Source organism: uncultured Planktosalinus sp., from assembly GCF_963973675.1.
Lineage (GTDB): Bacteria > Bacteroidota > Bacteroidia > Flavobacteriales > Flavobacteriaceae > Planktosalinus.
In genome coordinates, this window is record NZ_CAXBAN010000117.1 from 1 (window position 1) to 7,353 (window position 7,353).

At 34.9% G+C, this 7,353-nt stretch carries 5 protein-coding genes and 1 pseudogene; 1 reads left to right on the top strand and 5 read right to left on the bottom strand.

The window, feature by feature from the left end; all coding sequences use genetic code 11:
- Positions 1–650: pseudogene (locus tag AACY61_RS06225) on the top strand (phenylacetate--CoA ligase family protein); the annotation flags it as partial.
- 4 nt (positions 651–654) lie between these two features.
- Here AACY61_RS06225 and AACY61_RS06230 read toward each other — a convergent pair.
- The 5 genes from AACY61_RS06230 to AACY61_RS06250 all read right to left on the bottom strand — a co-directional run.
- Complete coding sequence (locus AACY61_RS06230; protein WP_339610719.1) at positions 655–1,509, bottom strand: alpha/beta hydrolase; 855 nt, start codon at positions 1,507–1,509, stop codon at positions 655–657.
- Positions 1,499–4,240, bottom strand: a complete 2,742-nt coding sequence (locus tag AACY61_RS06235; protein ID WP_339610720.1) for a PD-(D/E)XK nuclease family protein — start codon at positions 4,238–4,240, stop codon at positions 1,499–1,501. The genes AACY61_RS06230 and AACY61_RS06235 overlap by 11 nt, the downstream gene beginning before the upstream one ends.
- Before the next feature lie 62 nt (positions 4,241–4,302).
- On the bottom strand, positions 4,303–5,706 hold the full coding sequence (locus AACY61_RS06240; RefSeq protein ID WP_339610721.1) for a thrombospondin type 3 repeat-containing protein: 1,404 nt from the start codon (positions 5,704–5,706) through the stop codon (positions 4,303–4,305).
- Between the two features lie 121 nt (positions 5,707–5,827).
- A complete protein-coding gene (gene kbl / locus AACY61_RS06245; RefSeq protein WP_339610722.1) occupies positions 5,828–7,024 on the bottom strand; it encodes a glycine C-acetyltransferase in 1,197 nt (398 codons plus the stop codon).
- Between the two features lie 32 nt (positions 7,025–7,056).
- Positions 7,057–7,353 (bottom strand): hypothetical protein (locus AACY61_RS06250; RefSeq protein WP_339610723.1); only part of this gene is annotated, 297 nt, incomplete at its 5' end.

Consider the following 7,353-nt stretch of genomic DNA (forward strand, 5'->3'; position numbering starts at 1 on the left):
ATCAAGATTTTAACCCCAATCAATTAACACAAAAAATTAGTTCCAAATGGGGTATTCAATTGTATTCAACCTATGCCTCTACAGAAATGTGTACAGCTTTTACAGAGTGTGAAGCAATGCAGGGAGGGCATCAACATCCAGAATTGGTTATTACAGAAATATTGGATGATAACAACAATCCTGTTCCTGACGGAGAAATAGGAGAACTTACGATAACCACACTCGGGGTTGAAGCAATGCCTCTGCTTCGCTTTAAAACAGGAGATATCACTAAAATAAACAACCAAGCATGTTCTTGCGGAAGGAATACAAATCGTTTAGGGCCGGTACTAGGGAGAAAACAACAAATGATAAAATATAAAGGCACAACTCTTTATCCTCCTGCCATGCATGATTTGATGTCTTATTTTGAAAAAATTGACCTGCATCAAATTGAAATCACGACCAATAATATTGGAACTGATGAAATTATAATAAAAATAGCTACCACAAATACGTCAGACGAATTTATGGACGCAATCAAAGATCACTTTAGGGCAAAGCTAAGGGTCACACCTAAAATTGAAATTTGTACTCAAGAAGTACTTGAAAAAAGTGTTTTCCAACCGATGAGTAGAAAACCGATTACTTTTATAGATAAAAGAAAATAACGAATTAATCTCTTTGAGTCAAAAAGCTGAAACAAGAATCTAACATTTCATTGTAGCCTGCCGGCAGTTTTGACTCTTCCCAAGGATGCTTCACATTGAAAACGTGATCAGCTCCTTCTATAATCTTTAATTGGCTTTTTTTACTCCATTTATGTACAGAAAATGCTTCTTCAACCGGTACGGTAGGGTCATCGGTACCGTGAATGATTAAATGTGGTTTGTTGAGTTCTTTTGACGCCTTTTCAACATTAAGTCGATCAGCATTGCCGTAGATATCTTCAGCAATTTGGTAATACAAAGGGAGTTGTTGTTTGGTCCTGCTATTTTCGATGTAAATCACACCATTTTCTTTCCAAAGCCGGAGAGTTTCTTCATCAATAAATCGGGCTTGAAAACCCGAAACACCGGCAATGGAAATCACTTTGTTAATTCTGTTGTCTTCATTTGCTTTAATAATTGCGGTTCCACTTCCACGGCTGTGCCCCATAATTGTTACGGGCTTTTTTACTGAAAGATTTTCAAAAATATTTTGTGCTTCTATCCAGTTTAGAACGGAGTCAATATCATCAAGCTCTTTAGTAATATTATTATTCCCGAAGGCTTCAGGGTCCGGAAAATCTATTGGTTGTTTGGGTGTACCGCCATTGTGAGAAAAATTGAATTTGACAAACGCAAAATTTCTTTCGGCAAAAAATGTTGCCATTTGTTCATTGGGTCCCCAATCTTTGAAACCTTTAAACCCATGACAATAAAGTATAGTTTGGCTTGGTTTACTTGCTGCAGGAATAAAAGCATCCAGCAGAATAGGTTTGTTGTTTGTGCGATTGAGAAGAATGTTTTTTTGAATGTTAAAAGGCATTTTCGGGAATTTCTTTTTCAATAAATGGAATTTCTGGATTGCAAATTTCGCAAATTAAAGTGCTTAGTTGCGCTTTAAATAAAGTTAAAGTTTCTTCATTTATAAAATCATTACCATTAGCCCTACTAGTTTCTTTTTTTGTAAAAGGCATAAAACCTGAGGATAGATTTTTAAATGAAATAATCCCGGCTTGAGCGTTTTGAAGACCCGTTTGCTCCTTTGCCAAAAGAGCATAGGTTAGGACTTGAATTTTTTTGCTGTGTTTATCATCTTTCATTAGCTCACCCCAATCAATAAGATTCAAGTCTTTTTGTTCTACTTTTCCAGTTTTGTAGTCAATGATTCTGGTAATTTCATTAATTCGATCAATTCGGTCGACTTTTCCTCTAATTTTAACGGGAAACTCTATTTCAGGAATTTCCAATTGTGTTTCTAGCAGGTTTTCTATGTGTGTAATTGTCAGTTCGTTTCCTGAATTGATTTGCTCCAACTCTTGAGATAAAAAATTATTTATATAGCGTTTTGAAATTTCATAAATAATATAATTTTTACCCGATGAAATAAGGCCTTCTTTATAGGTGTTTTCAAATTCAATTTTAACTTGCTTCTCAACTTTTTGCTGAACTTCTAAAATGCATTTATTTGTAAGTTTTTTGTTGATATAGGGTTCAAACAAATGCTGTAATGCATCATGGACAATGGTTCCAAGGGTGTTTGCGGCAACTGTTTCTTCTACCTCTTCCTTGTCCTTGATATCGAGAATATAGCGATCGTAAAAATCAATTGGGTTTCTGATGTATGTAGTTAAAGCTGAAGGAGAAAATCCATGAGCAGCAAGTTTTTTTAATTTTTCAATAACTCGAACCGTTTTTTTAATTTGTTTAAGTTCATTTGTTGGAATAATTACTTTAGGGGTATATACTATTTCCTGAATTTTGTGAGCAGCAGGACTTTCGTAGCCAATTTGGTGTAAAAACCTGCTTTTTTCGCCTGCGTTTAGTCCTCCAGCCTGATTGTTATAAAGCAAGTGAATTGTATTTGCTCTGTGGAGTAAACTATAAAAATGATAGGTGTAAACAGCGTCTTTTTCTCTGTGGGTTGGCAATTTATATTCTACTTTTAAGTCATAAGTTATGAATGATTTGTTTCTTTTTCCTGCAGGAAGTATCCCTTCATTTAATGAGACTAAAATAATATTTTCAAAATCAAGAGCTCGTGTTTCCAGAAGTCCCATTATTTGCAATCCTTTGTAGGGCTCTCCCTTAAAGTCGATAGAAGTGACTCCTATGATTTCTTTAAAAAGACTATAAAGTGTCTTTGTGGTAGATATGTGTTTGTATTTACTGTTAAGAGTTTGTAGTTTATTCCAAACCTCATAAAGTCTGAATAGAGTTTCCAATAAAATTAGATCTGTCTTGGCAATTTTTTTAATTTGAAGGATGACTAATTTTGCGCTTTCTATAACGCCTAAAACATCATTAAATTTAGGTGAAAATAAAGCATCAATAAAGTTTAATTCATTTGTTAGAGCCGTTTTTTTTATTTCTTCGAAACTAATTTGAGTAAGGTTTTGGGTTTGCAGCTTGTTGTTAATTGCATTAGAACTTTCGGGTAATAATAATTTGCCCAAAGGATGACTTAAAATTTGAAGTACATCTTTATAATAATATTTTTTTTGCTCAAATTGATGAATTTTCAAGAGGTTTTTAAAAAAGGCTGTAGCTGGTAATGATTTTAGTGACATTCCCATTGTCACATTTACTGCTTTAATATTGTTGGGCAATGAGTTTAAAACTGGAAGCAATAGGTTTTCGTCAGCTAGAACTAGGGCCGTGCTTTCTATCTTTTCTTTAGAAAGAGAGCTCAGAATATCAGAAACACACTTTACCTGACCTATGTTTTTTGAACAACCTAAAATTTTAAATTCTTTAGGCTTTGAATAATTATCAAAAACCGTATTGAAGGGTTTTGTTTTAAAATATTTCCAAGTGTTTTTAAATTCTTTTAAAAAGAGAGAAGCACTATGGTGAGGCTTTTCCATAAAATACTTTTCAGCATTCCAGTAGATTTGATTTGTACCGGTTTCTAAAATCTCTTTAATTATAAATTCCTCAGACTTGTTTAAAGCGTTAAAACCAATAAAGACATGTTGAAAATGTTGTTTTGCGGTTATATAATGTTGAATGTTTCTTGCCGCTTCTCGGTAAACAAAACCCTGATGTGCGTAGCCATTTTCACGTGTCTTTGCAGTGAAAATTTCATATAATTCCTCAAGTGAATTCCAAAAAGACAAATAATTTTGAATTAGTTGCGTTTTCTCCTGATTTAGATACCAATGGTCAATTTCTTTTATTGAGTTTAGATAATTAAAAAACTCTTTGTGAGGTATTAAATTTCTGTCAATTTCATTAAAGTCATCAATTAGAACAGAAGCCCAACTTGAGAAGGTGTCAAACTCTTCCTTTTCCTTAATTTGATCATTTTTGAGGTAGGCTTCATAAAACTCAAACAAAAGCTCTATGGATTCTGCGATTTTTAAATCAGCAATCTTTTCAACAAACTCTTCAATACTTAAAATTTCTGGAGAAAATTGAGTTGATTGATTTTGATTATGCAGTTCAGTTTTGAGAAAATTACCAGCTCTTTTGCTGGGTAAAATAAATATTGTAGTTGAGAGCTCTTTATTGCATTTCAGAAAATCTGAAACAATTTCTTGAATGTAAGTTACCATTTTATAAAAATAAGAAACGCCCCTGAATATTCAGAGGCGTTTCAAAATTTATTTAAATGTGATTATTTCTGAAGTGAAATTTCAACACGTCTGTTTAATTGTCTGCCAGCTGCGGTATTGTTTGGCGCAATAGGTCTGTCGAAGGCATAACCTTCAGAAGACAACCTGCTTCTATCCATACCAATTGTAGTTAAATACTCCATAACAGATGCAGCTCTTTCTCTTGAAAGTCTTTCATTCAACGCTCTGCTTCCGGTATTGTCGGTGTGGCCTTCAATATGGAATTTGCTATTTGGATATTCGTTCATAATATCTACAATATTTTGAAGTGCAGCATAGGATTCCTGACGGATAGTTGATTTACCAAGGTCAAACAAGATTGTTTTAGAATACTCGTTTAATTCATTGATAACCTCAATAGTTATTTCAGGACAACCTTTGTTAGCTATAGTTCCAGGAATTTCTGGACAATCATCTAAGTGATTTGGAACACCGTCACCATCAGTATCAGGCCAAGGACAACCATTGTTTTCTTTTGGTCCAGCCACTTCTGGACATTCGTCTTGAGGGTCAGCAATTCCATCACCATCAGTATCAGGACATCCGTTAAATTCTCTTGTACCTGGAGTAGTTGGACATTCGTCTTGAATATCAGGAATTCCGTCTCCGTCAGTATCAGGACATCCGTTAAACTCAGCTAAACCAGCCTCATAAGGACACTCGTCTTGTGGATCAGGGATTCCGTCCCCGTCAGTATCAGGACATCCATTGAATTCTGGTAGACCAGGTGTGTCAGGACAATCGTCTTTATCATCAGGAATACCATCGTCATCACGATCTTTCATTCCAAATTGGAAAATCACACCTGCTGAGTGTTGAAAATGCTTTACACCATAATCTTCTTCAAATGCGTGCTTGTATGTTGTTTGAAGGTTTACACCAAGATTGTCTGTAAACCAAAGCTTTAAACCTAACATTGCATTTGCTGTTCCAAATCCAATATCATCAACCCATGTGTATCCACCACCAATACCGATTTGTGGGTCAAACCAAGAGCTGTTAAGCGCATTTTTTAAACTATACTTAATTTCCCCATCTGCACCATAGTAAGAAAGGTCTTTTTCAGTTCCAAAACCAATATCGCTCACTCTTAGGTCTCCAAGGTTTTTGATTCTATTGATTGAACCTGCTGCTGTAAAGACAAACCCACTTCCCATATATCTGGAAATTGTAAGTCTAGAAACAGATGGTAAAATATTCCAGTGATCATCAGCATTAAAGAATTCATCAAAAATTTCCCCTCTTAATGTTGCAGGGACTCTGTCGTCAACTTCACCTACTGGAAAAACATCAACCGCATTCATACCTACCTCAAAGGCCCATGGGTTGTTTTCGTCTTGTGCAATGGCATTACTTAGTCCGAAGAAAAGTAACGATGCAACTAAAAATCTGCTAAGATGTTTCATATTCAATAATTTAAATTTTAAGTGTTAATTGAAGCAAAAGTAAGTTGTTAAAATTTATTAACAAAACCAAATCTACTAAAATTTTTCAAAAAAAACCTAATATTTCTTTAAATAGTGTTGATTATTTAATAATTTCCAATTCTTTACCAACCTTAGAAAAGGCAGATAAAGCCTTGTCTAAATGTTCTTTAGTGTGGGCGGCAGAAAGTTGCACTCTAATTCTGGCTTTATTCTTTGGCACAACCGGAAAGAAGAAGCCGATTACATAAATTCCTTCTTCCAATAGCCTTTCAGCCATTGTCTGTGAAAGTTGCGCATCATATAGCATTACAGGTACAATAGCAGAGTCTCCGTCAATAATATCAAAACCGGATTTTTTCATTCCATTTTTAAAGTATTGAGTGTTTTTCGCAAGTTGGTCTCGAAGCGTTGTGTCATTTTCTAATAACTCAAATACTTTTATGGAAGCACCCACGATTGCAGGGGCTAATGAGTTAGAAAACAAGTAAGGTCTGGATCGTTGACGCAACATTTCAATAATTTCTTTTTTCCCTGTTGTATAGCCACCCATAGCACCACCAAGAGCTTTACCTAATGTTCCTGTGATGATATCAATACGGCCCATTACACCTTTTTCTTCCAGTGTTCCTCTTCCTGTTTCACCTATAAACCCTGCTGCGTGACATTCGTCTATCATCACTAATGCATCATATTTGTCTGCAAGATCACATATCTTATCTAATGGAGCTACCAGGCCGTCCATTGAAAAAACGCCATCGGTTACAATGATTTTAAAACGAGCTCCTTTTTTATTGGCTTCTATTAACTGGTTTTCAAGATCTACCATATTGTTGTTTTCATAACGATATCTGGCCGCTTTACATAGCCTAACTCCATCGATGATGGAAGCGTGGTTTAGTGAGTCAGAAATTATAGCATCCTCTTGCCCAAGGAGTGGTTCAAAAACACCTCCATTTGCATCAAATGCAGCTGCATATAAAATGGTATCTTCAGTTTGATAAAACGAAGCAATTTTTGCCTCCAGCTCTTTGTGGATGTCTTGAGTTCCACAAATAAATCGCACTGACGACATGCCAAAACCGTGGGTGTCCATAGTGTCTTTAGCCGCTTGAATAACATCTTTATTTGATGAAAGACCCAAATAATTATTTGCACAAAAATTGATAACTTCCTGACCTGTGGAAATTTTTATGACAGCATCTTGTGAAGAGGTAATAATTCGCTCTTTTTTAAACAGTCCGTTGTTTTTTATTTCCTGAATTTCCGTTTCTAAATGTTGCTTTATTTTTCCGTACATATTTTTAGTTTTTTACAAAGGTATTTAATTTTTTAAGCAGATTTTACTTGAATTGCATCAATTTTGTCGTTAATATAAACGAGCAGAAGTTCTTCTATTTTAAATCCCATTTGAGAGAGAATTGTTCCATATTTTTCGATTTGGCTGATGTGTGTCTCTTTTTCAACCCCAGTTTTGTAGTCAATAATTGTAACTTTCTTTTCAGGCAACAAATTAATTCTGTCTGGTCTGAGACTTTCCCCATCTTTGGTGTATATTTCTTTTTCATTCAACGCTTGGGCTCCAGAATCAAAATATACTTTTAAGGCAGGGTGAGTGGTAACTTTTTC

Excerpts from the sequence above, each read along its gene's own strand:
- AACY61_RS06230 (WP_339610719.1), bottom strand. The coding sequence starts at position 1,509 with ATGCCTTTTAACATTCAAAAAAACATTCTTCTCAATCGCACAAACAAC.
- AACY61_RS06235 (WP_339610720.1), bottom strand. The coding sequence starts at position 4,240 with ATGGTAACTTACATTCAAGAAATTGTTTCAGATTTTCTGAAATGCAAT.
- AACY61_RS06240 (WP_339610721.1), bottom strand. The coding sequence starts at position 5,706 with ATGAAACATCTTAGCAGATTTTTAGTTGCATCGTTACTTTTCTTCGGA.
- kbl (WP_339610722.1), bottom strand. The coding sequence starts at position 7,024 with ATGTACGGAAAAATAAAGCAACATTTAGAAACGGAAATTCAGGAAATA.